The sequence below is a fragment of the Variovorax sp. YR566 genome (assembly GCF_051992195.1).
Taxonomy (GTDB): Bacteria; Pseudomonadota; Gammaproteobacteria; order Burkholderiales; family Burkholderiaceae_C; genus Variovorax.
The window spans coordinates 5,005,359-5,029,173 of sequence record NZ_CP197092.1 but is presented as its reverse complement, the minus strand read 5'-3'; the positions used below and the strand labels follow the sequence as shown (position 1 = coordinate 5,029,173).

General features: G+C 65.4%; 22 protein-coding genes. 2 read left to right on the top strand and 20 right to left on the bottom strand.

Translation table 11 applies throughout. The annotated features are described in order from the left end of the window. Nucleotides 1-7 precede the first annotated feature (7 nt). The 6 genes from fghA to ACTG4X_RS23585 are packed head-to-tail and all read right to left on the bottom strand — an operon-like array spanning nt 8 to nt 5,157. A complete protein-coding gene (gene fghA, locus ACTG4X_RS23610) occupies nt 8-886 on the bottom strand; it encodes an S-formylglutathione hydrolase (protein ID WP_093176985.1) in 879 nt (292 codons plus the stop codon). Then, nucleotides 883-1,806, bottom strand: coding sequence for an alpha/beta fold hydrolase (locus ACTG4X_RS23605; protein ID WP_440532023.1), 924 nt, complete (start codon nt 1,804-1,806; stop codon nt 883-885). Before ACTG4X_RS23605 ends, fghA begins: the two co-directional genes overlap by 4 nt. A gap of 19 nt (nt 1,807-1,825) precedes the next feature. Continuing rightward, nucleotides 1,826-2,932, bottom strand: a complete 1,107-nt coding sequence (locus tag ACTG4X_RS23600) for an S-(hydroxymethyl)glutathione dehydrogenase/class III alcohol dehydrogenase (protein WP_440532022.1) — start codon at nt 2,930-2,932, stop codon at nt 1,826-1,828. Between the two features lie 52 nt (nt 2,933-2,984). After that, nucleotides 2,985-3,632: a glutathione S-transferase family protein gene (locus ACTG4X_RS23595; protein WP_440532021.1), complete on the bottom strand. Its 648-nt coding sequence runs from the start codon at nt 3,630-3,632 to the stop codon at nt 2,985-2,987. Beyond that, the gene (locus ACTG4X_RS23590) at nt 3,629-4,471 is read right to left on the bottom strand and encodes an aromatic ring-hydroxylating dioxygenase subunit alpha (RefSeq protein WP_440532020.1); all 843 of its coding nucleotides are present in this window, start codon (nt 4,469-4,471) and stop codon (nt 3,629-3,631) included. Before ACTG4X_RS23590 ends, ACTG4X_RS23595 begins: the two co-directional genes overlap by 4 nt. An 8-nt stretch (nt 4,472-4,479) precedes the next feature. Then, nucleotides 4,480-5,157, bottom strand: coding sequence for a Rieske 2Fe-2S domain-containing protein (locus ACTG4X_RS23585; protein WP_440532019.1), 678 nt, complete (start codon nt 5,155-5,157; stop codon nt 4,480-4,482). 109 nt (nt 5,158-5,266) lie between these two features. Here ACTG4X_RS23585 and ACTG4X_RS23580 point away from each other — a divergent pair, with 109 nt between their 5' ends. Both ACTG4X_RS23580 and aroQ read left to right on the top strand, forming a co-directional pair. Beyond that, nucleotides 5,267-6,235, top strand: coding sequence for a LysR family transcriptional regulator (locus ACTG4X_RS23580; protein WP_440532018.1), 969 nt, complete (start codon nt 5,267-5,269; stop codon nt 6,233-6,235). A 27-nt stretch (nt 6,236-6,262) separates the two neighbouring features. Continuing rightward, nucleotides 6,263-6,703, top strand: a complete 441-nt coding sequence (gene aroQ, locus ACTG4X_RS23575) for a type II 3-dehydroquinate dehydratase (protein ID WP_093051415.1) — start codon at nt 6,263-6,265, stop codon at nt 6,701-6,703. Between the two features lie 11 nt (nt 6,704-6,714). Here aroQ and ACTG4X_RS23570 read toward each other — a convergent pair whose 3' ends face one another. The 14 genes from ACTG4X_RS23570 to garD all read right to left on the bottom strand — a co-directional run bounded on the left by ACTG4X_RS23570 (nt 6,715) and on the right by garD (nt 23,811). Next, nucleotides 6,715-8,247: a SpoVR family protein gene (locus tag ACTG4X_RS23570; protein WP_093051412.1), complete on the bottom strand. Its 1,533-nt coding sequence runs from the start codon at nt 8,245-8,247 to the stop codon at nt 6,715-6,717. After that, nucleotides 8,244-9,536 carry a YeaH/YhbH family protein gene (locus ACTG4X_RS23565; protein WP_093051409.1) on the bottom strand — a complete coding sequence of 431 codons (1,293 nt, stop codon included), beginning with the start codon at nt 9,534-9,536 and terminating at the stop codon, nt 8,244-8,246. The genes ACTG4X_RS23570 and ACTG4X_RS23565 overlap by 4 nt, the downstream gene beginning before the upstream one ends. Before the next feature lie 50 nt (nt 9,537-9,586). Beyond that, a complete protein-coding gene (locus tag ACTG4X_RS23560; protein ID WP_093051862.1) occupies nt 9,587-11,509 on the bottom strand; it encodes a PrkA family serine protein kinase in 1,923 nt (640 codons plus the stop codon). A 762-nt stretch (nt 11,510-12,271) separates the two neighbouring features. Continuing rightward, nucleotides 12,272-13,411 (bottom strand): molecular chaperone DnaJ, encoded by a 1,140-nt coding sequence (dnaJ, locus tag ACTG4X_RS23555; RefSeq protein ID WP_093051406.1) that lies wholly within the window; start codon nt 13,409-13,411, stop codon nt 12,272-12,274. 108 nt (nt 13,412-13,519) lie between these two features. Beyond that, nucleotides 13,520-15,457 carry a molecular chaperone DnaK gene (dnaK, locus tag ACTG4X_RS23550; protein WP_093051403.1) on the bottom strand — a complete coding sequence of 646 codons (1,938 nt, stop codon included), beginning with the start codon at nt 15,455-15,457 and terminating at the stop codon, nt 13,520-13,522. A gap of 121 nt (nt 15,458-15,578) precedes the next feature. Next, nucleotides 15,579-16,115: a nucleotide exchange factor GrpE gene (gene grpE / locus ACTG4X_RS23545; RefSeq protein WP_426389392.1), complete on the bottom strand. Its 537-nt coding sequence runs from the start codon at nt 16,113-16,115 to the stop codon at nt 15,579-15,581. A gap of 187 nt (nt 16,116-16,302) precedes the next feature. Then, the gene (locus tag ACTG4X_RS23540) at nt 16,303-16,653 is read right to left on the bottom strand and encodes an FKBP-type peptidyl-prolyl cis-trans isomerase (RefSeq protein WP_093176996.1); all 351 of its coding nucleotides are present in this window, start codon (nt 16,651-16,653) and stop codon (nt 16,303-16,305) included. A gap of 84 nt (nt 16,654-16,737) precedes the next feature. Further along, nucleotides 16,738-17,169 carry a winged helix-turn-helix transcriptional regulator gene (locus ACTG4X_RS23535; RefSeq protein WP_440532017.1) on the bottom strand — a complete coding sequence of 144 codons (432 nt, stop codon included), beginning with the start codon at nt 17,167-17,169 and terminating at the stop codon, nt 16,738-16,740. Between the two features lie 136 nt (nt 17,170-17,305). Further along, complete coding sequence (gene asd / locus ACTG4X_RS23530) at nt 17,306-18,157, bottom strand: archaetidylserine decarboxylase (protein ID WP_093051397.1); 852 nt, start codon at nt 18,155-18,157, stop codon at nt 17,306-17,308. 104 nt (nt 18,158-18,261) lie between these two features. Beyond that, entirely contained in the window at nt 18,262-19,257 is a 996-nt protein-coding gene (locus tag ACTG4X_RS23525; RefSeq protein ID WP_440532016.1) for a Bug family tripartite tricarboxylate transporter substrate binding protein, read from the bottom strand. 36 nt (nt 19,258-19,293) lie between these two features. Further along, nucleotides 19,294-20,361, bottom strand: coding sequence for a lactonase family protein (locus ACTG4X_RS23520; protein WP_093077770.1), 1,068 nt, complete (start codon nt 20,359-20,361; stop codon nt 19,294-19,296). A gap of 11 nt (nt 20,362-20,372) precedes the next feature. Further along, nucleotides 20,373-21,350, bottom strand: coding sequence for a tripartite tricarboxylate transporter substrate binding protein (locus ACTG4X_RS23515; RefSeq protein ID WP_093077768.1), 978 nt, complete (start codon nt 21,348-21,350; stop codon nt 20,373-20,375). Between the two features lie 81 nt (nt 21,351-21,431). Further along, nucleotides 21,432-22,193, bottom strand: coding sequence for an SDR family NAD(P)-dependent oxidoreductase (locus tag ACTG4X_RS23510; protein WP_093077767.1), 762 nt, complete (start codon nt 22,191-22,193; stop codon nt 21,432-21,434). A gap of 34 nt (nt 22,194-22,227) precedes the next feature. After that, on the bottom strand, nt 22,228-23,811 hold the full coding sequence (garD, locus tag ACTG4X_RS23505; protein ID WP_440532015.1) for a galactarate dehydratase: 1,584 nt from the start codon (nt 23,809-23,811) through the stop codon (nt 22,228-22,230). Nucleotides 23,812-23,815 lie beyond the last annotated feature (4 nt).

Here is a 23,815-nt window from a genome sequence, read left to right as displayed (position 1 = left end):
CGCGGCCCTAGGAGCGCAGGGTTTGCGCGTGGTGCGCTATGTGGTCGGCCATGAAGCTCTGGATGAAGTAGTAGCCGTGGTCGTAGCCCGCATGGCGGCGCAGCGTGAGCGGCTGGCCCGCCGCGAAGCAGGCGGCCTCGAAGGCCTCGGGGTGCAGCTGCTCGGCGAGGAATTTGTCGGCCAGACCCTGGTCGATGAGGATGCCCTGCGGGTAGGGCGCCACCACCTGCGACTTCATGAGCGCGCTGGCGTCGTGCGCCAGCCATTGCGCACGGTCGGCGCCGGGCTGGCCCAGATAGCCGCCGAGTGCCTTCTCGCCCCATGGGCACTGCGTGGGCGCGCAGATCGGCGCAAAGGCCGAGAGCGACTTGAAGCGCCCCGGATGCCGCAGCGCCAGGGTGAGCGCACCGTGGCCGCCCATCGAGTGGCCGAAGATGCCGATGCGCTCGCCGTCGATGGCGAAGTGCTTTGCGACCAGCGGCAGCAGTTCGTGCACGACCCAGCTTTCCATGCGCCAGTGCGTGGCCCATGGCTCGACGAGCGCGTCGAGGTAGAAGCCGGCGCCGATGCCGAAGTCCCAGTCGTCCTTCGCACCCGGAATGCTTTCCGCTTCGCGGCCGCGCGGGCTGGTGTCGGGCGCGATCAGCGCAAGGCCCAGGCTCGCGGCCATGCGCTGCGCGCCGGCCTTCATCGCGAAGGTCTCCTCGTTGCAGGTCAGGCCCGCGAGGTAGAGCAGGGCGGGCACCCGCTCGTGCGCGACCTGCGGCGGCAGGTAGACCGAGAAGCGCATCGGCAGGCCGATTTCATGCGAGCGGTGTTCGAGAAAGCGCTGCACGCCGCCAAAGGCGTGGTGCTCGGAAAGAGTCTTCGGAGTGTTGTCGGTCATTGCGGGTTCTTGCCGCGCAGGGCGGGCACGAGTTCGAGCACGGCGTCGGCAAAGGTGCGCGGCGCTTCCTGCGGCATGTTGTGGCCCGCGCCGGGCACGAGCCGGTGCGAACGCGGGCCGCTGAAACGGTGTGCGTGGGCCGATGCATCGGCAGGCGGGCGCACGCCGTCGTCGATGCCGTCGAAGGTGATGGCGGGCACGGTGATCGTGGGCTGGACTGCAAGGCGGCGTTCGATGTCGGCGTAGGCCGGGTCGCCCGGCACGAGGCCGAAGCGGTGGCGGTACGACTGGATCACCACGTCCACGAAATCAGGGTGGTCGAAGGCTGCGGCGCTGCGCTCGAAGGTGGCGTCGTCGAACTTCCAGGTTGGCGACCAGAGCTTCCACAGCAGCTTCGTGAGCGCCTTGCGGTCTTTCTCGAGGCCGGCGCGGCCGCGCTCGCTGTGGAAGTAGTACTGGTACCAGAGGCTGTGCTCGTTGGCCGGCGTGTCCGGCTCCATCGCCTTCGCGATGTTCTGGATGTTGTAGCTGTTGAGGGACACCAGCCCCGCACAGCGTTCGGGCCACAGCGCCGCAACCACGCAGGCGGCGCGGCCGCCCCAGTCGTAGCCGGCCAGCACGGCACGGTCGATCTTCAGCGCGTCGAGCAGCGCGAGCAGGTCGGCGCCCAGCGCGGCCTGTTCGCCCGAGCGTGGCGTGGCTTCGCTCAGGAAGCGCGTGGCGCCGTAGCCGCGCAGATACGGCACGATCACGCGGCAGCCCTGGTCGGCCAGCATTGGCGCGACCTCGGCGTAGGTGTGGATGTCGTACGGAAAGCCGTGCATCAGCAGCACGGGAGGCCCGTCGGCGGGGCCTGCTTCGAAGTAGGCGATTTCGAGAACGCCCGCTTCGATCTTGCGCAGGGGTTCCATGCGATTCATGGCGGGCGCCTCCCGGGGTTTAGTAGAGAACCACGCCGCGGATCGACTCACCGCGCTTCATCAGGTCGAAGCCCTTGTTGATGTCCTCCAGCGGCATGGTGTGCGTGATCAGGTCGTCGATGTTGATCTTGCCTTCCATGTACCAGTCCACGATCTTCGGCACGTCGGTGCGGCCGCGCGCGCCGCCGAAGGCCGAGCCTTCCCACTTGCGGCCGGTGACCAGCTGGAACGGCCGCGTGCTGATCTCGGCACCCGCTTCGGCCACGCCGATGATGATGCTGCGGCCCCAGCCCTTGTGCGTGCATTCGAGCGCCTGGCGCATCACCTTGGTGTTGCCGATGCACTCGAAGCTGTAGTCGGCGCCGCCGTCGGTCAGCTGCACGATGGCATCGACGACGTTCTCGGTGTCCTTGGGGTTGATGAAGTGCGTCATGCCGAACTTGCGGGCCATGGCTTCGCGCTCGGGGTTCAGGTCCACGCCGATGATCTTGTCGGCGCCCACCATCTTGGCGCCCTGGATCACGTTCAGGCCGATGCCGCCGAGGCCGAACACCACCACATTGGCGCCGGCTTCCACCTTGGCCGTGAAGATCACCGCGCCGATGCCGGTGGTGACGCCGCAGCCGATGTAGCAGACCTTGTCGAAGGGGGCGTCTTCGCGGATCTTGGCGAGCGAAATTTCAGGGGCGACCGTGTAGTTGCTGAAGGTCGACGTGCCCATGTAGTGAAAGATCGGCTTGCCGTCGAGGCTGAAGCGCGAGGTGGCGTCGGGCATCAGGCCCCTGCCCTGCGTGCCGCGGATCAGCTGGCACAGATTCGTCTTGCGGCTCAGGCAGAACTTGCACTGGCGGCATTCGGGCGTGTACAGCGGGATGACGTGGTCGCCCTTTTTCAGCGTGGTGACGCCGGGGCCGACATCGACCACGATGCCCGCGCCTTCATGGCCGAGGATCGCGGGGAAGATGCCTTCGGGGTCAGCGCCCGAGAGGGTGTAGTAGTCGGTGTGGCAGATGCCGGTGGCCTTGATCTCGACCAGCACTTCGCCGAATTTCGGGCCTTCCAGGTCCACGGTTTCGATGGTGAGCGGGGCTCCGGATTTCCAGGCGACGGCAGCTTTGGTTTTCATGGCGAGTGTGATTCTTCAGAAAGGCGAAGCGGTAAGGATACCCAGACGACGTTCAAACAGGGCCGGCGGGAAAGATTCCCGACATTCCCACAAAGCCGGGCAGGTGGCGAAAGTCCCAGACCCAGTTTCGCAGTGCGGGAAATTCATCGAGAGGAATGCCGCCTTCGCCGGCGAGCGCGACGTAGGGGAAGCAGGCGAGGTCGGCAATGGTCGGCTCGGGCGCGGATGCGAGCCAGCGCAGGCCCGCGCTGGCCTGCTCGGCGAGATGGTCGTCGAGCACGCGGAACACGGCGCGGGCGCCGCTGCGGCAGGCCTCGATGTCGAGGTGGTGGTAGCCCAGTGCGTCGTGCAGCCGTGCGGCCGAGGCGGTGCGGGTGATGTCGTCGGCAGTGGCGAGCCACATCGCGACCTGGCCGCGCAGCTTCGGGTCGGCGGGGTACCAGCGGCCTTGCGCGTCGTAGCGGCTTGCCAGGTAGACCAGGATGGCCTGTGCATCGCGCAGCAGGAGGCCGTCGTCGTCGATCACCGGGAGCTGGCCGAGCGGGTTGATGTTCGCCAGGAATGCGGCGGACTTGTGCTCGCGGCCGGGAAAGAAATCGACCGGCACGGTTTCGTACGCGACACCCAGCCAGGCCAGCATCTGCCGCACCTTGAAGCAGTTGCCCGAGAGCGGATAGTCGTAGAGCTTCAGCGTCGTCATGCCGCTGCCCTCACGCCGAAGCGCATGCCGCGCTCGCGCAGCCATCGCCGATAAGTGACGGAGGATGTGTCGCCGCGCGTCGGCGTTTCGGCGCGGCCTTCGAGCGGCATGCGCTTGAAGGCGTGGTTTTCCAGGATGGGCTTGTCCTGGCCGAAGATGGTGTGCTGGAAGGCGATGAGCTCGGCATCGGTGGAGTCGTCGTCGTAGCAGGCGAGCAGCGTGTGGGCGACAACGTGCTCGTCGTCGATGGGCTGAAGAAAGAGGCCGATCGCGTCGAGCGCGCCCGCACGGAAGCTCGATTTGTAGAGCATGGCCGAGAAGGGCTGCATCACGCGGTACTTGTAGAGCACCTCGCTGCCCGAATCGTGCGCGGCGGAAGCGCGCGGCTGCCAGAAGCGGCAGTCGGTGGCCCAGATTTCGCCGGTGACAGGCTCGACCTGCACCTGATACTGCGCCACCTCGGTGTGCGGCACCTTGCCGAGGTAGTCGGCATGCACGAAGGGAAAGTGTGCCATGTCGAGGAAGTTCTCGATCACGCGCAGGCCCGACACCGCGACGCCGATGCCGCCGCAGTCGATGATGCGGCGGCCGGGCTCGCTGTACTCCGGGAAGTCGAACAGGGCGCGCGCGGGTCGGCCGCTGGGGCAGACCCAGAAGTAGCCGTAGCGCGACTGCACAGTAAGCGGCTGGTCGCCGAGGCGGCATTGGGGCGTGCCGTCGGCGTCGGTCCAGAGCTGCACGGTTTCGCCGAGCAGGCGGGTCGTGCGGGGCGTGGTCGTCGCGGGCCCGACGACCAGCCAGTCGTCGAGCATGTTGGGGTCGTTGGTGACGAAGGGCATGGGTGCTTTCAGCCTTGGGGCAGGGCTTCGATGCCGGCGCGCAGTTCGCGGGCGGCGGTGTGCAGGGTCTTCATGGCGGGCGAGCCGGGGGCTGCATCGGTCCACAGGTGGACGAAGGCAAGCCGGGGCTGGGCGTCGAGGACGAGGGCGACGGTGTTCACGTCGTCGAGCAGGCCGCGCCAGGCGGCTGAGACCGCATCGGCTGTCAGGCCGCGCTGTGCCAGCGTTTCTCGCACCGTGCCGGCGGGCGCACGCACGGTCAGCGTGCGGCAGAAGTGCCAGTCGGTGGGGACGGCGCCTTCCAATTCGGCGGGCGCGGGCGGCGTTTTGGGCGACAGGTGAACCCACAGCATCCCTGCGGCCTCCATCGTGCCGAAGGTCTTCGCGCAGACGTTGCGCGGAGCCTGCATGGCCGGATGCGCCGGAATGCTGGTGCACTGCCCGCTGCCCGCCGCGTACTGCCAGCCGTGATATGCGCAGGCCAGGCGGTTGTCGACGACCTGGCCCAGCGTGAAGCGCACGCTGCGGTGCGGGCAGCGGTTCTCCCAGGCCTGGGCGGTGCCGTCGGCGGCGCGCCAGAGCGCGAGCTCCTGGCCCTCGGCAAAGCCGGCGACGATGTTGGCGCCGGCGCGCAGGTCGGCCGAGCGCGCGACGGGGTGCCAGGTGGCGGTGTTCTGTGTGTTCATGAGTCGTGGGGGCGCAAGACTGGGCGCCGGTGATACCGTACCGCTTCCGCCGCACCGATGAAAGCCACATGAAGAGACGCTACTTTTCATTCCTGCAACGCCGGGCCTCATGAGCCGGATCGATCTCGCCCTGGTCGAGGCCTTCGTACTGATCGCCCGGAGCGGCAGTCTCACCAAGGCCGAAAGCCTCTCGGGTGTCTCCAAGGCCACCTTGAGCCGGCAGCTCACGCGGCTGGAGAAGTTGCTCGGCGCGCAGTTGCTGATGCGCAGCCCCCGCCGCATTGCGCTCACCGAGGCCGGCCGCGCCTTCTTTGCGCGCGGCGAAGGGCTGCTCGACGAAGTGACGGGCCGGCTCGAAGCGGCCAGCACCGAGATCCACGCGCTGACGACGGGCGTCTCGGGCGGCCTCTCGCTGCTGTCGGACACGCAGTTCAGCACCTCCTTCGTCTGCCACGTGGTCAAGCTGTTCCTGGAGACGCATCCGGACGTGCGCTGCCAGCTCGACGTGGCGAACGGCTTCCATGCGCCGCAGATCGGCGATGTCGACTGCTACGTGTGCTCCGAGCCGCCCGATGCGCCGAACCTCGTGGCCAAGCTGCTCGGGCGGCTGAACTACGGGCTGTATGCGAGTCCGCAGTACCTGGCGCGCCGCGGCACGCCGTCGTCGCCTGAAGAGCTGGCCACGCACCAGTCCATCGTGATGAAGGAGCCTTCGGTGCGTTCGCAGGTGCTGCTGGTGTCGGGCGCGTCGAGCTTTGCCTTCCAGCCCGAGCCCGCCTTCGAGACCAACGACCACTGGGTCATGAAGACTTTCTGTATCGACGGCCTGGGCATCGCGCTGCTGCCGGCCTTCTTCGTGCGCCCGGAGCTGGAGCAGGGCGTGCTGGTGCCGGTGCTGCAGCAGTGGCAGCCCGAGCCGCGGCGCATCTACTGTGCCTACCAACGGCAGCGCTACATGGGGCAGAAGCTGCGCTCGTTCGTCGACCTGATGGCGCGCTGCGTGGTCGACATCGATTCGTACAACTACTACGTCGGATCGTCTACGGCGCGGCGCCGCAGGACGGCCGCGAGACCATAATTGCAGTCCGCCAGACCCTCATCCATCATGAAGAAAATCCTCGTCCTCAACGGCCCCAACCTCAACCTGCTCGGCACGCGCGAGCCCGAACAGTACGGACGCGACACGCTGGCCGACGTCGAGCGCCTGTGCAAGGACACGGGCGCGAAGCTGGGCGTGGAGATCGAATGCCGCCAGTCGAACCACGAAGGCGTGCTGATCGACTGGATCCAGGAAGCCGGCCGCGAAGTGGCGGCGGGCAACATGCTCGGCGTGGTGATGAACCCCGGCGCCTACACCCACACGTCGATCGCGCTGCACGATGCGATCAAGGGCGCGAGCGTGCCGCTGATCGAGCTGCACATCTCGAACGTGCACGCGCGCGAGGAGTTTCGCCACCACTCGTACATCTCGCCCGCGGCGAAGGGAATCATCGTGGGGCTGGGCGTGAAGGGCTACACCTTGGCCATCGCGGCCCTGGTGCCCTGACCCTCGTACTTCTAGTAGAGCTGCTTCGGCGCCGTGGCCTTCCAGCTGCGGCTGATGCGCCCGGCGCTGTCGATGCTTTCGAGGTGCACGTCGAAGCCCCAGAGCCGCGCGACGTGCTTCAGCACTTCTTCCGCCCCGTCGTGCAGCGGCAGGTTGTTGCGCTGCGTGTGACGCAGGGTCAGTGAACGGTCGCCGCGCGTGGCCACGCTCCACACCTGGATGTCGGGCTCGCGGCTGCTGATGTCGTACTGGCGTGACAGCGATTCGCGCAGCGCCTGGTAGCCGCTGTCGTCGTGGATGGCGGATACCTCCAGCTCGGCCTCGCTCTGGAAGTCGCGGATCGAGAACAGGCGGAAGTCGCGCATCGTCTTCGGGCTCAGGAACTGGCCGATGAAGCTCTCGTCCTTGAAGTTGCGCATCGCGTAGTCGAGCGTCTTGAGCCAGTCGCTGCCCGCGAAGTCGGGGAACCAGCGGCGGTCTTCCTCGGTCGGCTTCTCGCAGACGCGCCGCAGGTCGGTGTACATCGCGAAACCCAGCGCATACGGGTTGATGCCGCTGTAGGCGCGGTGTCCCACCGGCGGCTGGAAGATCACGCCCGTGTGCGAACTGAGCCATTCCATCATGAAGCCGTCGGCCAGCTGGCCGCGGTCGTACATGGTGTTGAGCAGCGTGTAGTGCCAGAAGGTGGCCCAGCCTTCGTTCATCACCTGGGTCTGGCGCTGCGGGTAGAAGTACTGCGCGATCTTGCGCACGATGCGCACCACTTCGCGCTGCCAGGGTTCGAGCAGCGCGGCGTTCTTCTCGATGAAGTAGAGCAGGTTCTCCTGCGGCTCCGATGGAAAGCGTTTTGACGAATCGGACTCGGCCGCCTGCTCGCTCTTGCGCGGCAGCGTGCGCCACAGGTCGTTCACCTGCTGCTGCATGTGGCGTTCGCGCTCGGTGCGCTGGGCGCTTTCTTGCGCCAGCGAGCGCTTCTGCGGGCGGCGATAGCGGTCGACGCCGTAGTTCATCAGCGCATGGCAGGAGTCGAGCAGTTCTTCCACCGCGTCGAGGCCGTGGCGCTCCTCGCATTCGGCGATGTAGTGCCGCGCGTAGACGAGGTAGTCGATGATGGACGACGCATCGGTCCACATGCGGAACAGGTAGTTGCCCTTGAAGAAGCTGTTGTGGCCGTAGGCCGCATGCGCGATCACCAGGGCCTGCATGGCCATGGTGTTTTCTTCCATCAGGTAGGCGATGCACGGATCGGAGTTGATGACGATCTCGTAGGCCAGCCCCATGTGCCCGCGGCGGTAGTTCTTCTCGGTGGCGATGAACTGTTTGCCGTACGACCAATGGCGATAGATCATCGGCATGCCCACGCTCGCGTAGGCGTCCATCATCTGTTCGGCCGTGATGACCTCGAGCTGGTTCGCGTACACGTCGAGGCCATAGCCCTTGGCGGTCTTGGCGATCTCGGTGTGATATGTCTCGATAAGGTCGAATGTCCAGTCGGAAGGGCTGGGCAGGCGTTCGAGCCGAGGGGGGACGATGATGGCGCTCATGACGTGACCCCTTCCTTCTTGAACAGGTCGCGGAAAACCGGATAGATGTCTTGCGCGTCGGACACCTTGCGCATGGCGAAGTTGGGCGCGACGCCCTCGAGCTGCTGGTACTCCTGCCACAGGTTCTGCTCGGTCTCGGCCACCTGCACGTAGGCGTAGTAGCGCACCACCGGCAGGATGTTCTCGACCAGCAGCTCGCGGCAGCGGCCGCTGTCCTGGTGCCAGTTGTCGCCGTCGCTGGCCTGCGCGCCGTACACGTTCCATTCGCCGCTGGGGTAGCGCGCCTTGATGATCTCGTCCATCAGTACCAACGCGCTCGACACCACGGTGCCGCCGGTTTCGGTGGCGTGGAAGAACTCTTCTTCAGTCACCTCCTGCGCCTGCGTGTGGTGGCGCAGGAACACGAGGTCGATGGTCTCGTAGTGCCGCGTGAGGAACATGTACAGCAGCATGAAGAAGCGCTTGGCCATGTCCTTGCGCGCCTCGTCCATCGAGCCCGACACGTCCATGAGGCAGAACATCACGGCCTTGGCACTGGGCACCGGCGTCTTCACGCGGTTGCGGTAGCGCAGGTCGATGGGGTCGATGTAGGGCACGTGCCGCATGGTGCGGCGCAGCTCGGCGATGCGCTCTTCGGTCTCGCGGATTTCCTTCTGGATGAGCGCTGAAGTGACCTGCGGATGCAGCTTCAGGTGTTCGAGGTGCGCTTCCAGGCGCTTGAGCTCCTTGCGCGGTTCGCCGCCCAGCGCGATGCGGCGGGCGAGCGCACCGCGCATCGAGCGCACCACGTGCAGGTTGTTGGGAGAGCCGTCGCTGGTGAAGCCGGCGCGGTGGCTCTTCCACTCGGGCACGTCGGCGATCTGCGTGCGAATGAGGTGCGGCAGCGCGAGGTCGTCGAAGAACACGCGCATGAACTCTTCGCGCGTGAGGCGGAAGACGAAGTCGTCCTCGCCTTCGCCGCTGTCGCTGGCCTCGCCGCTGCCGGAGCCACCGCTGCCCCCGCCTTCGGGGCGCTTGATGCGGTCGCCTTTCAGGTACTCCTGGTTGCCTGGGTGCACGTACTCGCGGTCGCCGCCGCGTGCATGGCCGAACACCGGTTCGGACACGTCGTGGCGCGGCAGGGTCACGTCTTCGCCTTGCTCCAGTTCGCGGATGTTGCGGCCGCTGACGGCGCGCCTCACCGCTTCCTGGATCTGCCCCTTGTAGCGCCGAAGGAAGCGCTCGCGGTTGCCAATGGACTTGTTCTTGCCCGATAGCCGGCGGTCGATGATCTGCTGCAGGATGGCCACGATGTTGTCAAAGCTCCTTGCAAAGAGAGAACGAACGAAGGGTCGTCTTTTTATGAACTCTTGCGCACCCGCAGATACCACTCGCAGAGCAGGCGAACCTGCTTGGCCGTGTAGCCCTTCTCGACCATGCGGGTCACGAAGTCTTCGTGCTTCTTCTGTTCGTCGGCGCTGCTCTTGGTGTTGAAGCTGATCACCGGCAGGAGCTCTTCGGTGTTGGAGAACATCTTCTTCTCGATCACCGCGCGCAGCTTTTCGTAGCTGGTCCACGCCGGGTTGCGCCCCGCGTTGCCGGCCCGTGCGCGCAGCACGAAGTTGACGATCTCGTTGCGGAAGTCCTTCGGGTTGCCGATGCCGGCGGGCCGCTCGATTTTTTCGAGTTCGCCATTGAGCGAGGCGCGATCGAACACTTCGCCGGTGTCGACGTCGCGGAACTCCTGGTCCTGTATCCAGTAGTCGGCGTAGGTGACGTAGCGGTCGAAGATGTTCTGGCCGTACTCGCTGTAGCTCTCGAGGTAGGCGGTCTGGATCTCCTTGCCGATGAACTCGGCATAGCGCGGCGCCAGCAGCTCCTTGATGTAGCTGATGTACTTCTGCTCGATCTCGGGCGCGAACTGCTCACGCTCGATCTGCTGTTCGAGCACGTACATCAGGTGCACCGGGTTCGCGGCCACTTCCGAGCTGTCGAAGTTGAAGACCTTCGAGATGATCTTGAAGGCGAAGCGCGTGGACACACCGCTCATGCCTTCGTCGACGCCCGCGTAGTCGCGGTACTCCTGGATCGACTTGGCCTTGGGGTCGGTATCTTTAAGGTTCTCGCCGTCGTACACCTGCATCTTGCTGAAGGTGCTCGAGTTCTCGGGCTCCTTCAGGCGCGTGAGCACCGAGAGCTGGGCCATCATGCGCAGCGTTCCGGGTGCGCAGGGCGCCTGGGCCAGCGACGAGTTGCGCACGAGCTTCTCGTAGATCTTGATTTCTTCCGAGGCGCGCAGGCAGTAGGGCACCTTGACGATGTAGATCCGGTCGAGGAAGGCCTCGTTGTTCTTGTTGTTGCGGAAGGCCTTCCACTCGCTCTCGTTGCTGTGCGCGAGCACGATGCCGTCGAACGGGATGGCGCCGAAGCCTTCGGTGCCCTTGAAGTTGCTTTCCTGCGTGGCCGTGAGCAGAGGGTGCAGCACCTTGATGGGCGCCTTGAACATTTCCACGAACTCCAGCAGGCCCTGGTTGGCCAGGCACAGGCCGCCGGAGTAGGCGTAGGCGTCCGGATCGTCCTGGGCATAGGTTTCGAGCTTGCGGATGTCGACCTTGCCGACCAGCGAGGAAATGTCCTGGTTGTTCTCGTCGCCGGGCTCGGTCTTGGCGACGGCGATCTGCCGCAGCACCGACGGGAAGCGCTTGACGATCTTGAACTGGCGGATGTCGCCGCCGTACTCCTCGAGCCGCTTGACGGCCCAGGGCGAGAGAATTCGATTCAGGTACCGGCGGGGGATGCCGTATTCTTTTTCAAGGATCTCGCCGTCTTCGAGCGTGTCGAAGAGGCCGAGCGGGGATTCGTTCACCGGCGAGCCCTGGATGGCGTAGAAGGGCACGTGCTCCATCAACTGCTTCAGGCGTTCGGCGATCGAGCTCTTGCCGCCACCGACCGGGCCCAGCAGGTAAAGGATTTGCTTCTTTTCTTCCAGCCCCTGGGCTGCGTGTCGGAAATAGGACACCACCTGTTCTATGGCGTCTTCCATGCCATAGAACTCCTTGAACGCCGGATAGATCTTGATGACCTTGTTGGCGAAGATGCGCGAAAGACGGGGGTCGTTGCGCGTGTCGACCAGCTCCGGGTCGCCGATGGCCTTGAGCATGCGCTCGGAGGCAGTGGCGTAGGCCGTGGGGTCACGCTTGCAGATGTCCAGGTAGTCCTGCAGCGAGATGACTTCCTCGCGGGTGCGCTCGTAGCGGGCGGCAAAGTTGCTGATCACATCCATGGTCACGCCTCCATCAAGTCAGTGGGCTTTTAGCCCGATGGCGTGCAGCAAAGGCCTTGCGCAACATTTAAAGGTGTGCCTGCCCATGGCTGCATGCCGCGGAAAACTCCCTTACAACAATCTGCTAACAATCAGCATAAAGCAAAGATTGAACCCGGCAAATCATTTGTTAATTCAGAACCACACGGACGAGTAAAGTTCAACGAAAAACAAGGAACAAATTTCCGGATTTCAGTTAAATTCAAAGGCTCGCTTTCCCAATTCTCCCCGGGTGAAAACACCTATGCCAAATGGCTATCGTCCGTTTTTGCCTTTTCTCCGGGAAAGCATCGCCTATTGAGCCTCGGGGCTCAAAAAAACGGGCGTCTCCTGCAATAACGCGCGGTCTGTCGTTTGGTTTATTGCACAGCCAAAAAAAATATAAAAGCAATCCTCGCGCCACTTTTTGATGGGCCGCTTGCGCGTGTTGGCGTGGGAAGGAAGCTTGGGCGCGGGTCGGCATGTACCGCAGAGGTGCAGGACGCACTGCCAATGTGCCTGCTACGGGCCTGGGAGGCCTGGATGCACCAGTCCGGCGACTCCAGCATGACAAAGGGCCGCTAAGCGGCCCTGGTTGGAGGTGGTGGCATCCACTGAAGTGAAGCCCCCGGCGTTACATATCTCAGATGGAGAACAGGTCCGACGTGTAACGCTGGCGCCGGATGAGGCAGGGATTCAGGCAGCTGGCCAGTCCCTGCACGCCTTTGGTGCTCACAAGCCAGCTCAGCTGAAGAATTCCTTCGCCTTGTCGAACCAGCCCTTGTCGGTCGGGCTGTGCTTCTCGCCGCCCTTCTTGAGCGACTCGTCGAGGTCCTTCAGCAGCTTGCGCTGGAACTCGGTGAGCTTCACCGGCGTCTCGACGCGCACGTGGCAGTAGAGGTCGCCGGGGTAGCTCGAGTTGACGCCCTTGATGCCCTTGCCGCGCAGGCGGAACTGCTTGCCGCTTTGCGTGCCTTCGGGAATGTCGATGGCCGCCGCGCCCTTGAGCGTGGGCACGTTGATCTCGCCGCCCAGCGCCGCCGTGGTCATGCTCACGGGCACCACGCAGTGCAGGTTGTCGCCGTCGCGCTCGAAGATGTCGTGCTTCCTGAGCCGGATCTCGATGTACAGGTCGCCCGGCGGGCCGCCGTTGACGCCGGGCTCGCCGCTGCCGGTCACGCGCATGCGCTGGCCGTCGTCGATGCCTGCGCGGATCTTCACTTCGAGCGTCTTGTTGCGCTTGATCTTGCCCTGGCCGTGGCACACGGTGCAGGGCTCGGGAACGATCTTGCCGCTGCCGTGGCAGGTAGGGCAGGTCTGCTGCACGCTGAAGAAGCCCTGGCGCATCTGCACCGCGCCCGCGCCGTGGCAGGTCGTGCAGGTGATGGGCTTGGTGCCGGGCTTCGCGCCCGAGCCATGGCAGGTGTCGCACTCGTCCCAGGTGGGGATGCGGATCTCGGTGGTCTTGCCTTCTGCAGCCTCTTCGAGCGAGATCTCCATCGCGTAGCTCAGGTCGCTGCCGCGGAACACCTGGCGGCCGCTGCTGGTGCGGCCTCGGCCGCCGCCGCCGAACACGTCGCCGAAGATGTCGCCGAAGGCTTCCGCGAAACCGCCGAAGCCTTCCGCGCCCGGGCCGCCGCGCATGTTGGGGTCGACGCCGGCATGGCCGTACTGGTCGTAGGCCGCGCGCTTCTGTCCGTCGGACAGCATTTCGTAGGCTTCCTTCACCTCCTTGAACTTGGCCTCGGCCTCCTTCGAGGTGTCGCCGTGGTTGCGGTCGGGGTGGTGCTTCATCGCAAGCTTGCGATAAGCCTTCTTGATTTCTTCCTCGCTCGCGTTCTTGGGGACGCCGAGGGTTTCGTAGTAGTCGCGTTTGGTGGCCATGGCAGGTCGATCAGCAGATCAGGGAAGCAGCGGGAACTCGGGTAACTTGAAGCGAGAAAGGCTGGAGCACCTTTTCAGGTGTTCCAGCCTTGCTCAAGGGACTGAAGATCAGCCCTTCTTGACTTCCTTCACTTCGGCGTCGACCACGTTGTCGTCGGCCTGTGCGCTTGCAGCAGCTTCCGCGCCACCCGGGCCGGAGGCGGCCGAGGCGCCGGCCGCGGCCTGCGATTCGGCGTACATCTTCTCGCCCAGCTTCTGGCTTGCGGTCATCAGCGTGTTGGTCTTTTCCTCGATCGCGGTCTTGTCTTCACCCTTGAGGGCTTCTTCCAGGTCCTTGATCGCTGCTTCGATCGCGTCCTTCTCGGCGGCTTCGAGGCTTGCACCATGTTCGCCCAGCGACTTCTTCACGCTGTGCACCATTGCCTCGCCCTGGTTGCGCGCCTGCACGATTTCGAGCTTCTTCTTGTCGTCCTCGGCGTTGAGTTCGGCGTCCTTCACCATCTTCTGGATCTCGTCCTCGGACAGGCCCGAGCTCGCCTTGATGGTGATCTTGTTTTCCTTGCCGGTGCCCTTGTCCTTCGCGCCGACGTGCAGGATGCCGTTGGCGTCGATGTCGAAGCTCACCTCGATCTGCGGCGTGCCGCGCGATGCCGGCGGAATGCCTTCAAGATTGAATTCGCCGAGCGCCTTGTTGCCCGCGGCGATGTCGCGCTCGCCCTGGAACACCTTGATGGTCACGGCCGGCTGGTTGTCTTCGGCGGTCGAGAAGGTCTGCGCGAACTTCGTCGGGATCGTCGTGTTCTTGGCGATCATCTTCGTCATCACGCCGCCCATCGTTTCGATGCCCAGCGACAGCGGGGTCACGTCGAGCAGCAGCACGTCCTTGCGGTCGCCCGAGAGCACCTGGCCCTGGATGGCGGCGCCGACAGCCACGGCTTCGTCGGGGTTCACGTCCTTGCGCGGCTCCTTGCCGAAGAAGGCCTTCACCTTGTCCTGCACCTTGGGCATGCGGGTCATGCCGCCGACCAGGATCACGTCGTTGATGTCGCCCACGCTGATGCCGGCGTCCTTGATGGCCACGCGGCAGGGAGCGATGGTGCGCTCGATCAGCTCGTCGACCAGGCTTTCGAGCTTGGCGCGGGTGAGCTTGATGTTCAGGTGCTTCGGACCCGAGGCATCGGCCGTGATGTAGGGCAGGTTGATGTCGGTCTGCGCGCTGTTCGACAGTTCGATCTTGGCCTTTTCAGCGGCTTCCTTCAGGCGCTGCAGGGCCAGCACGTCCTTGCTCAGGTCGACGCCCTGGTCCTTTTTGAACTCGCCGATGATGTAGTCGATGATGCGCTGGTCGAAGTCTTCGCCGCCCAGGAAGGTGTCGCCGTTGGTCGACAGCACTTCGAACTGCTTCTCGCCGTCGACGTCGGCAATTTCGATGATCGACACGTCGAAGGTACCGCCGCCGAGGTCATACACGGCGATCTTGCGGTCGGCCTTGTCCTGCTTGTCGAGGCCGAAGGCCAGGGCGGCAGCGGTGGGCTCGTTGATGATGCGCTTGACGTCGAGGCCCGCGATGCGGCCGGCGTCCTTGGTGGCCTGGCGCTGGGCGTCGTTGAAGTAGGCCGGCACCGTGATCACGGCTTCGGTCACGGTTTCGCCGAGGTAGTCTTCGGCGGTCTTCTTCATCTTTCGCAGGATGTCGGCGCTGACCTGTTGCGGGGCCATCTTCTTGCCGCGCACTTCCACCCATGCGTCGCCGTTGTCGGCCTTGGCGATGGTGTAGGGCATCAGGTCGATGTCCTTCTGGACTTCCTTTTCCTCGAACTTGCGGCCGATCAGGCGCTTGATCGCGTACAGCGTGTTCTTGGGGTTGGTAACGGCCTGGCGCTTGGCCGAGGCACCGACCAGCACTTCACCGTCTTCCTGGTACGCGACGATCGACGGCGTGGTGCGCGCACCTTCCGAGTTCTCGATCACACGCGTGGTGTTGCCTTCCATGATCGACACGCACGAGTTGGTGGTGCCGAGGTCGATGCCGATGATCTTTGCCATGTTCTTTACTCCTGAAAGCCTGAAAAATATGTTGTTATGAACTTGTGGATAACCCGTCGCGATTCAAGGTATGAAGCGGGGATTTCCTGTGGGAATCTTGTGTGCTGGCGAATGCCGCGGATTACTTCGGCGCGCTGACCGTGACCAGCGCCGGGCGCAGCACGCGCTCGTTGATGGTGTAGCCCTTCTGCAGCACGCTCACCACGGTGTTCGGCTCCTGGTCGGCGGGCACCACCGAGATGGCCTGGTGCTGGTGCGGGTCGAACTTGGTGCCGGGTGCGGGGGCCACTTCGATCACCTTGTTGCGTTCGAGCGCGCTCTTGAGCTGGCGCAGCGTGGCTTCGGCGCCTTCGCGGATCTGCTCGGGGGTGGCGTCCTTGATGGCCAGGCCGGCTTCGAGGCTGTCGGTCACCGGCAGCAGGCTCTCGGCAAAGGCCTCGACGGCGAACTTGCGGGCCTTGGTGATCTCGTCGTCGGCGCGGCGACGGGCGTTCTGCACATCGGCCTGGGCGCGCAGGTACTGGTCGGCCAGTTCGGCATTCTTGGTCTGCAGGGCGGCGAGCTCGCCTTGTGCCACGGCCAGGGCGTCGAGCGCCTCGGCTTCATTGGCGGCGTGCGCAGCCTCCAGTTCTTCGGGGCTTGGCTCGCCTTGCAGCATTTGAGAATTCTGTGCGGATTGTTGCGGGTCAGACATTTTTCAAAGAACCGGCGTGTGCCGGAAAACAAACGTTAGCCAGCCACATGGGGCTGGCCCAAAGCATTTCAAGCGAAAAAACGCGGCCAAAAGGGCCGCGGAGGCATGAAAAAGGCCCGGAATCGGGCCTTGGAGCCGTCGGCTCGAATGCTCAGTGTGCGTCCAGGAGCTCGACGTCGAACTTCAGCGTGGCGTTCGGCGGAATCACGCCGCCGGCGCCGCGGGCGCCATAGCCCAGCGATGCGGGAATGATCAGCGTGCGCTTGCCGCCGATCTTCATGCCGGCCACGCCTTCGTCCCAGCCCTTGATGACCTGGCCCGCGCCCAGCGAGAACGCGAACGGGTCGTTGCGGTCGCGGCTCGAATCGAACTTGGCGCCTTGCACGCCGTCGTTGTAGAGCCAGCCGGTGTAGTGCACGTGCACGTGCTGGCCGGCCTTGGCTTCGGCGCCGGTGCCGACTTCGGTGTCTTCGTATTGCAGGCCGGAGGAAGTGGTGGGCATGAGAAACGCTCCTTGCGTCGATGTGAGATCAGTGGATCGAAGGCGCGGAGTTTACCGATGCCGGACAGGCAGGCCTGTGGTCCGTCAGCTCTGGCTGGTGTCGTCGGAAGGGGGCGCGGGTGTGGACGCAGGTGCCGCCACCGGGGCCGGAGCGGGTGCGGCCGCTGGAGAAACCGGCGCGGCGGGCGATGCGAGCGCTGCGGGTGCCGCTGCTTTCTTGAGTTGTCCCAGTTGCCATTTGCCGGCAAAGGCCTGCAGGTCGGAAAGGCGCTTGAGCAGGTCCTGGCCGCTGAGCGTGAGGCTGTAGCCGTCGCTGCCGTGGCCGACGATGCCGGCTTCGCGCAGTTCCTTGATGCGGGTGTTGAGCGTGTTGGGAGTGATGCTGCCCACGCTGTCCTGAAGCAAGCGGAAGGTCTGCGCATGGCCGTCGCGCAGGGCCCAGAGCACGCGCAGCGCGTAGCGGGCTTCGAGCAGGGCGAGCAACTGGCTGACGGCTGCGTTTTCCTTGGTACTCATCGACATCATCTCCTCGAAGCGTTCTTGTGGTTGGTATGAACCGTCTCGTTGGCCGGCGACTATAGCGCAATCGATGAGGATGCTACTAGTTTTATAGCTGTCAGGGCATGCTGCATGCGGGTTGTGAGACAAACACTCACAAATTGGTGTAGTTGGCCATGGCTTCGCCCAGGCGGATCGCGCGGGTGGGCGACCAGTCCTGGTTGAAGGCCAGCGCAGGCGCCGGGAACAGCATGACGACCGTCGACCCGAGCAAGAAACGGCCCATCTCGTCGCCCTTGCGGATGTCGATCTGCTGGTCGGTGTAGTGCCACTCGCGCAGCTCGCCCACGCGCGGCGGATTGACCACGCCGTGCCATACGGTGGCCATGCTGCCGACGATGGTGGCGCCCACCAGCACCAGCACGAAGGGCCCATGCGCCGATTCGAAGACGCACACCACGCGCTCGTTGCGCGCGAACAGGCCGGGCACGCCGCGCGCCGTGGTGGGGTTCACCGAGAACAGGTCGCCCGGCACATGGATCATGCGCACAAGCCGCCCGTCGCAAGGCATGTGGATGCGGTGGTAGTCCTTGGGGCTCAGGTACAGCGTGGCGAAGCTGCCGTGCGCGAACTTCGCGGCCAGCGTAGCGTCGCCGCCGACCAGTGCGGTGGTCGTGTAGTTGTGGCCCTTGGCCTGGAAAATCTGGTCGCCCTGGATCGCGCCGAACTGGCTGATCGCACCGTCCACGGGGCAGACCAGGTCGGCCTGCGCGAGCGGCCGCGCACCAGGCTTGAGTGCGCGCGTGAAGAACTGGTTGAAGCTCTTGTAGTGCTGGATGTCCGACTCGAGCGCCTCGCCCATGTCCACGCCGTACTTGGCCACGAAGCGCCGGATGATCCACGTCGTCACGGCGCCCCGTTCCTTGCCCGCAACCCAGCCGGCGAAATTGGTCAGGGCCTGCTTGGGGAACAGGTATTGGGGCAGTACGGCAGAGCGGTCGGACACGTGGGGAAGGCCTGGAATGCGGAATCGGAGGGGCATTCTATAAAGCGCTTCTTCCTCGGGGCGTAGGAAGCTTCCCTTGGTTCGCCCGGCCCGCAGTCAGCCGGTCAATCGGCCTTGATGCCTGCCGCCTTGATCACCTGCGCCCACTTCTCCACCTCGGCCTTCTGGAACGCCGCGATCCGCGTGGTGCTCAGGTCGGTCGGCTCCATGCCGAAGCCCTTGAGCTTGTCCTGCATCTCGGGCGTTGCGAGGATCTTGCGGATCTCGGTGTGCAGCCTGTCGACGACCGGTGCAGGCGTGCCCGCAGGCACGAAGATCGCCTGCCACGACACCACCTCGAAGTCTTGCAGGCCCGGCACGCCCGACTCGGCCACCGTCGGCACGTCGGGCATCGAGGCCAGGCGCTTCGACGATGTGACGGCAATCGCGCGCAGCTTGCCGCTCTGGATGTGCGGACCCGCGACCACCGTGGTGTCGAACATCATGTCGACCTGTCCGCCGATCACGTCCTGGATCGCCGGGCCGCTGCCCTTGTAAGGAATGTGAGTGAACTTCACTCCCGACTTGAAGGCCAGCAGTTCCAGCGCCAGGTGCTGCGAAGTGCCCGTGCCGGCCGAGGCCGACGAGAGCCCGCCCGTCTTGGCCTTGCTGGCCGCGATCACGTCCTTCAGCGTCTTGTACGGGCTCGCCTGGTTCACCACCAGCACCACCGGGTTGGTGCCGATCAGCGTCACCGGCGCGAACGACTTCTGCGGGTCGTAGCCGATCTTCGGATACAGGCTCACGTTGATTGCGTGCGAGCTGATGGTGCCGCCGATCAGCGTGAAGCCGTCCGGCGCCGCACGCGCGCCGACTTCCGAGCCAACGCTGCCGCCGGCGCCGCCCTTGTTGTCGATGATCACGCTGGTGCCCAGCACGGTGCCGAGCTTCTGCCCGATCAGCCGGCCCAGCACGTCGGTGGTGCCGCCCGCCGGAAAGGGCACGAGGTAAGTGATGGCCTTGCCCGTCGGCCAGTTGTTGCTGCTCTGCGCGAAGGCCACCGGAAGACCGGCGGCGAGCGAAGAGGCGAGGGCGGTGCGAATGAGTGTGCGGCGTTGCATGCGAAGGTCTCCTGTTGAAGTGTGGTGCGGTGCCCGTCAGGGCATGTCGACGATCTCGATCCAGTTCGGGTTCTTGCCCACGTCCAGGTGCTGGGGCTTGCCCAGCGCACCGGTGGCGGCGTCGATGGCGTAGAGCGAGATGCCGTTCGACTCCTGCCCCGCGGCAATCAGGTAGCGGCCGGTGGCATCGATGGCGAAGCCGCGCGGTGTTTTCTCGGTCGGGGTCTGTCCGAGCGGCTGAAGCTGCCCCGTGGCGGCATCGACCTTGAATGTCGAGAGAGTGCTCGACGTGCGCTCCGACGCGTACAGGTAGCGCCCGTCGGGTGTCAGGTGCAGGTCGGCGGCCCAGGGCTTGCCGGTGAAGCCGGCGGGCAGCGTGGTCGTGCTCTGCTCGAGCTTGAGCGTGCCGCGCGCGGCATCCCACGCGAACACGTGCAGCGCCGCGTCGAGCTCGTCCAGCAGATAGACGTGCCGCTGCGCCTTGTCCCAGACGAAGTGGCGCGGGCCCGCCTTCGCGGCGGTGGTGGTCAGCGGCGGATCGTTGGGCGACAGCAATCCTTTCTCCGCATCGAAGCGCCAGCTCGACACGTTGTCGCCGCCGAGGCTGGTGGCGAGCACGAAGCGGTTGCTCGCGTCCGCATGGATCGCATGCGCATTGGGCCCGGTCTGGATCAGCTGGTGAATGGGGCCCACCGCGCCGTCCTTGCCGATGGCATTGACCGTGATCTTGCCGCCCTGGTACGAGGCCGCGAAGAGCCACTTGCCGCTCGCGTCCAGGTCGATGTTGGCCATGCTGTCGGCCAGCGGCGCTTCGCCGAGCTTCTGCAGTTTTCCGGTGGCGCCGTCGATCGACAGCGCGGTCACGCGAAACGGCTGCGAGCGCAGTGCGGCATACAGCATGCGCTTGTCATGGCTCACCACCATCGGCATCACGGTGCCGCCGACGTTCAGCGTCTGAACGGGCTTGAGCGCGCCCTGGGCCCGATCGAGTTCGAGCACCGAGATTTCCTGGCTGTCGGCGTTCGACACATAGACCCAGGTCGCGGCCGAAGCCTGGCCGATGGCGGCCAGCCACAGCAGCGATGCGATGGTTGTTTTCTTCATGGCTGTGCGGCTCAGGGCTTGATGTTGAGCTTGGTGATGAGCTGCTTGAAGTACACGTTGTCTTTCGCCAGCGTTTCCTTGAACACGGCACCGTCGGTGTAGACATAGCCCAGGTTCTGCTTGTCCATTACCTCGTGCATCAGCGGCTCGGCGGCGGTCTTCGCTGTGATCTCGCGCAGCTTCGCCATCACTTCGGGCGGCGTGTTCTTCGGCGCGCCGAGGCCGCGCCAGGTGCCGATCGACAGGTCGATGCCGCGCTCCTTGGCGGTAGGCACCTTCTCGAAGCCCTTCACGCGCTTGTCGGCCATCACCATCAGCACCTTGAGCTTGCCGCCCTGCACGTGCGTCGTCACTTCGGCCGGGCTCACCGCCACGGCTTCGATGTGGCCGCCGAGCAGCGCCAGCACGGCGGGTGCTGCGCCCTGGAACGGAATGTGGCCGAACTTGGCGCCGGTCTTGTCTTCCAGCGCCGCGGCGGCAAGGTGCCAGATCGAGCCGTTGCCCGAATTGCCCACGCGCACGCTTTCCGGTGATTTCTTCGCGGCGGCGAGGAATTCTTCGATGGTGTTCCATGGCGCATCGGCCTTCACCGTGATCGCGGCCGGGTCGGCGTTGAGCTGTGCGATGGGCTGGAAGTCGTCGTAGTTGAACTTGGCCAGGCCCAGGTGCGGCAGCGTCAGCAGCTCGACCGTGAGCACCGCGAGCTTGTAGCCGTCGGGCTTGGCGTTGATCACTTCCGTCCAGCCGATGGCGCCGCCCGCGCCGGGGCGGTTGACGATCACGATGCTCTGCGAGATGTGCTTGCGGCTCGCTTCGGCGAATGCGCGCGCCAGGCCGTCGGTGCCGCCGCCGGGCTGGTAGGGCACCAGCAGTTCGATCGTGCGGTTCGGAAAATCGGCCTGCGCCGCGGCCGGCGCGGCCAGCCCGAGCGAGAGCGCGGCCGTGGCCGAGAGGGCGGCGATGCCGCGAAGAAGTTGGCTTCTCTTCATGATGTCTTTGTCTCCGTTGTTGATCTGATCCTTCAGCCCCGGGGGTATTTCCTCTGTGGGCTTCCTCACTGTCCTCGCGCGTCAGGGCATGTACTGGCCTCCGTTCACCTCGATCACCTGCCCGGTGACATAGCCCGAGAGCTGTTCCGAGGCGAGATAGAGGAAAGCACCCACGCATTCCTCGGGCTCGCCGATGCGGCCCATCGGAATGCTGGCGCGGAAGTTCTCCAGCATCGCGGGCGTCGAGAAGCGGTCCTGGAACGGCGTCTGGATGACGCCCGGTGCCACTGCGTTCACGCGGATGCGGTCGCCCACCAGTTCCTTCGCCAGGCCGTGCGTCGCCGTGCTCACGAAGCCCTTCGAGCCCGCATAGAGGTATGCGGCCGGCCCGCCGCCGGTGCGCGCCGCGACAGAGGTCACGTTGATGATGTTGCCGCCGCCCTGGGTGCGCATCAGCGGAACCACCTCGCGGCAGAACGCGAGCACCGAGCGCGCGTTGATGTGCATCACCTCGTCGAACAGCGCATCGTCGAACTCGGCGATGGGCACGCGCTTGACCAGGCTGCCGGCGTTGTTCACCAGCACGTCGATGCGGCCGAACTGCGCCGCGGCCTGCTTCACGCAGTCGCGGATTGCGGCCGTGTCGCGCACGTCGGCCTTCAGCGCGAAGGCCGTGCCGCCGGCCGCGCGGATGGTGTCGACCACGCGGTTCGCTGCATCGGCCGAGCTGTTGTAGTGCACCGCCACACGCATGCCGCGTGCGGCGAATGCGATGGCCACGGCGGCGCCGATGCCGGTGCTGGCACCGGTGACGAGCGCGGTCTTGTCCTTGAGGTCTTCCATGTCGTCGCTCCGTGTCTGAAGGGAATGAAAAGAGTCAGGTGACCGGGGCCGGGTTGAACAGCACCAGCGCGTTGTGCAGCTTCCAGTGCTCGGCCCAGGTTTTCTTGCGGCCGCTGGCCACGTCGAGCATCAGGTGGAACATCTCCCAGCCGATGTCCTCGATGGTGGCGTCGCCGTCGGCGATGCGGCCCGCGTTCACGTCCATCAGGTCGTGCCAGCGGCGCGCGAGGTCGCTGCGCGTGGCGACCTTGATCACCGGCACTTCGGCCAGGCCGTAGGGCGTGCCGCGGCCGGTGGTGAACACGTGCAGGTTGATGCCGGCCGCCAGCTGCAGCGTGCCGCAGATGAAGTCGCTGGCTGGCGTGGCGGCGTAGATCAGGCCCTTCTGCGTTGCCTTCTCGCCGGGCGCGAGCACGCCGGTGATAGGGGCCGAGCCCGACTTGACGATGGAGCCCATCGCTTTCTCGACGATGTTCGACAGCCCACCCTTCTTGTTGCCCGGCGTGGTGTTGGCGCTGCGGTCGACGCGGCCCTTCTCCAGGTAGGCGTCGTACCAGGCCATCTCGCGGATCATGGCCTCGGCCACCTCGGGCGTGGATGCGCGCGAGGTGAGCTGGTCGATGCCGTCGCGCACCTCGGTCACTTCCGAGAACATCACGGTAGCGCCGGCGCGCACCAGCAGGTCGGTGCAGAAGCCCACGGCGGGGTTGGCGGTGACGCCCGAGAAGGCATCGCTGCCGCCGCATTGCACGCCCACCACCAGCTCGCTGGCGGGCACGGTTTCGCGCTTGCGCTTGTTGAGCCGCGCGAGGTGTTCCTCGGCCTGCCGCATGACCGAATCGATCATCGACATGAAGCCGACGTGCTCGTCGTCCTGCAGGCAGACCACGTCGAGCTCCGCGTCACCTTGCTTGCCTTCGGCTTCGCCGCGCTTGTCGACGATGGGAATGCTCCCCGGCGGCAGCAGGCGCTCGGGCTGCAGCTTCTCGCAGCCCAGGCTCACCACCATCACCTCGCCGCCGAAGTTCGGATTGAGGCTGATGTTGCGCAGCGTGCGAATCGGCACGATGGCATCGGGCGCATCGATGGCCACGCCGCAGCCGTAGGTGTGCGCCAGCGCCACCACGTCGTCGACGTTCGGGTACTTGGGCAGCAGCTCGGCCTTGATGCGCTGCACCGCGAAGTCGGTCACGCCGGCCACGCACTGCACCGTCTGCGTGATGGCCAGGATATTGCGCGAACCCACCGAGCCGTCGGCGTTGCGGTAGCCCTCGAAGGTGTAGCCCTCCAGCGGCGGCAGGGCAGGGGGCTTGACCGTGGCGATGGGCAGGCCGTCGAGCTCGGGCGCGGTCGGCATGCGCATCACGCGCTCGTGCACCCAGCTGCCGCGCGGCAGCGCCTTCAGCGCGTAGCCGATCACCACGTCGTAGCGGCGGATGGCGTCGCCTTCGGCCAGGTCGACCAGCGCGACCTTGTGGCCTTGCGGCAGGTTGTCCACCAGCCGAAGGCCGTCGGCGAACTCCGCGCCGGCCTTCAGCCCGCCGTCGTTCGCGACGATGGCCACGTTGTCTGCCGCGTGGATGCGGATGTAGAGCGGTGGGCGGGTGGGTTCGGACATCGTG